The sequence below is a fragment of the Pseudomonas sp. P5_B2 genome, assembly GCF_056400445.1.
On sequence record NZ_JBFULH010000469.1, the window covers coordinates 1 to 3182 of the forward strand.

3 protein-coding genes are annotated in these 3182 nt (G+C 57.8%); 1 reads left to right on the top strand and 2 read right to left on the bottom strand.

The features are described 5' to 3' along the window. A partial coding sequence (locus tag AC1DRJ_RS22495; protein ID WP_007943326.1) for an ElaB/YgaM/YqjD family protein occupies positions 1-312 on the bottom strand: 312 nt, incomplete at its 3' end. 304 nt (positions 313-616) lie between these two features. Here AC1DRJ_RS22495 and AC1DRJ_RS22500 point away from each other — a divergent pair. Then, positions 617-1825: an ammonium transporter gene (locus AC1DRJ_RS22500; RefSeq protein WP_477804081.1), complete on the top strand. Its 1209-nt coding sequence runs from the start codon at positions 617-619 to the stop codon at positions 1823-1825. Between the two features lies 1 nt (position 1826). On the opposite strand, the gene AC1DRJ_RS22505 is transcribed toward AC1DRJ_RS22500, so the two are convergent. Beyond that, a partial coding sequence (locus tag AC1DRJ_RS22505; protein ID WP_477804082.1) for a cation:proton antiporter domain-containing protein occupies positions 1827-3182 on the bottom strand: 1356 nt, incomplete at its 5' end.

A 3182-nucleotide genomic window follows, 5' to 3' on the forward strand; every position in this document is an offset into this window, starting at 1 on the left:
GCGCCGAGAAGCTAGCAGGCCAATGAGGAAACCTACCCCGGCGGCAATCCCGACCGATTGCCATGGGTTGGCCTGAACGTAATCCTCGGTAGCGGTGACGGCAGCCTGACCGCGCTCGCGTAACGAGTCTTCGGTGAGTTTCAAGGTTTCCCGAGCGCGCAACAGACTGTCGTGAATCTGGGTGCGCAGCTCATCCGCCTGATCGCCGGCGAGGGTGGCGGTGTGTTCCAGCAACCGTTCGGTGTCGCTGACCAGTGTTTGAAAATCGTTCATCAGGATTTCTTGAGCAGTCTTTGCCTTGATGCTGGCCATTGGTGGATCTCCGTAGTGGCTTCTGATGGGTTCGAGTATGAGCCTTGCGTGAAGGTTCAGTACAAATGACTGGTACAACTTTTGCTGTGTCGTGGTGCGTTTACCGACGCCGCTGCGCTGTTGCCGGGCGTGATTTCAGGAAAACCTCGACTCAAACAATAAAAAACCGCGGGAAAATTTCGCTGTTTTGCGCCAAAGCGACTCATGGGGATCAACGATTCGATCCGGATAAGCCGCAACTTGGTGCGTAAATCGCCTGCGCGAACTGCTTTGGTGCTTTTTCAGTCTTAAGGTCTGCCAATCCATGGAAAATCTGCAAAGTGCTGTAGACAGTCTAGTCCACAGCTCTAACACACTGTTTATCCTGATCGGTGCAGTCATGGTGTTGGCCATGCACGCCGGTTTCGCGTTCCTTGAGGTCGGTACGGTTCGGCAAAARAACCAGGTTAACGCCTTGTCGAAGATCCTCAGCGACTTCGCCATTTCGACCTTGGCCTACTTCTTTATAGGCTATTGGATTTCTTATGGGGTGACCTTTTTGCAACCGGCGGCGGTGATCAATGCCGACCATGGTTACGGGCTGGTGAAGTTCTTCTTTCTGCTGACCTTCGCCGCGGCCATTCCGGCGATCATTTCCGGGGGCATTGCCGAACGTGCCAGATTCGTCCCGCAGTTGTGCGCGACCGCACTGATCGTTGCGTTCATCTATCCCTTTTTTGAAGGGATGATCTGGAACGGCAATTTTGGTTTGCAAGCGTGGTTGCTGGCGCGATTCGGGTCCAGCTTCCATGACTTTGCAGGCTCCGTAGTGGTTCACGCCATGGGGGGCTGGCTGGCACTCGCGGCAGTGTTGTTGCTTGGGCCACGAAATGGGCGCTATCGCGAYGGTCGCCTGGTGGCGTTTGCACCATCGAGCATTCCCTTTCTCGCGTTGGGCTCGTGGATACTGATAGTCGGCTGGTTTGGCTTCAACGTCATGAGCGCCCAGACCTTGCAAGGCTTGAGCGGTCTGGTAGCAGTTAATTCGCTGATGGCCATGGTCGGCGGAACCATGGCGGCGTTGATCGTCGGGCGCAACGACCCAGGCTTTTTGCACAACGGACCACTGGCCGGACTTGTGGCCATCTGCGCGGGTTCCGACCTGGTGCACCCTGTGGGCGCTCTGCTGACCGGTGCCATCGCCGGGGCACTTTTTGTTTGGTGCTTTACGGCGGCGCAGGGCAAATGGCACATCGACGATGTGCTGGGTGTGTGGCCTTTGCACGGTCYGTGTGGCGTGTGGGGCGGAGTTGCCTGCGGGATTTTTGGCCAGACGACCTTGGGCGGTCTGGGTGGAGTGAGCCTGATCAGTCAGTTGATCGGCACCTCTCTGGGTGTGGTTGTGGCGCTCGCCGGTGGTTTTGCGGTGTATGGAGCGATAAAGGCGTTCCATGGATTGCGCCTGAGTCAGGAAGAGGAGTATTACGGCGCGGACTTGTCGGTGCACAAGATCGGCTCCGTCAGTCAGGACTGAATCACTTCTCTGCATCTTCGGCCCCGGGATAAAAATCGTGCAACATCCGGTAGCGATCATGACGTATCTGATCCGCCCGCTCCTGTACTTGATGGGCGGGCAATCCCAGCATGATCAGCGCATGGGAGGCGAGCATCAGGCTGGACTCCAGCAACTCCGGTACGACTTCGCTGGCGCCGGCCTCTTTCAATTCGGTCAACTGGCTGTCATCCCGGGTACGGACCAGAATCGGCACACGCGAATTGACCCTGCGGGCTTCCTTGAGTATCTCCAGCGCGATGTCGGTCTGGTCCACAGCGATCACCAACAGTCTGGCGCGGGCCAGTCCTACGGCAACCAGTAATTCGCCTCGACGCGAATCGCCGTAATGCACGCAGCTTTCGCTGACGGCCGCTTCCTCGACCCTTACCGCATCGTGGTCCAGGGCAATGTAAGGTTGCTGCTGATGGCGCAGACAGCGCCCGATAGACTGGCCAACACGCCCGTAACCACAGATGACGACATGCTTGTCGAGATCCGCGTTAAGCGCACTGATTTCTTCGAGTTGTGCTTCCTTGTTGGACTTGCGGTGCAGGCGCTTTGCGATAGTCGGGGCTGCGCGCAACATCAGTGGCGTGACCAACATCGAACAGAACGTAGCGGCCAGCAGCAGGCCGCCGAGTTGCGCGGGTATCAGATCGCTTTGTTGCATCTGCGCCATCAATGCAAAGCAGAACTCTCCCCCTTGGGCCAGTGCCAGGCCGCTGCGCCAGGCGGTTTCGCCATCGCTACCTCGCCATTTGACCAGCAGCGCCACCACGGTGCCCTTGATCAGCAGCAATCCCAGCGTCAGGCCAAGGATCATCAGGGCGTGGCTGGCGAACAAATTCAAGTCGATCAGCATGCCGATGCTGACGAAGAACACCCCGAGCAGAATGTCGCGAAACGGGCGGATATCGGCCTCGACCTGATGCCGGTAATGACTTTCGCCCAGGAGCATGCCGGCGAGAAACGCGCCCAAGGCGGGGGAGAGGCCAAGTAGGTGAGTCAGCCAGGCCGTCAGCAGAACGATCACCAGCGCCAGCAATACGAACAGTTCGGCAGAGCGGGCGGCGGCGACTTCATGGAACAATCTGGGTAACAGCCAGCGGCTGACCAGCAGCAGGCCGACGAACAACACCACGGTTTTCAGCAGAGTCAGCGGTAGCGCCCAATACCAGGCTTGATCACTGTTCCCAGCGAATACCGGTACCAGGGTCAACAGCAAAACAGCCACCACGTCCTGAAACAGCAGCACGGCGATAGCATTTTGGCCATGACTGCTGAAAATCTCGCCAAGACTGGTCAGCTCTTTGCTGACAATGGCGGTGGATGACAG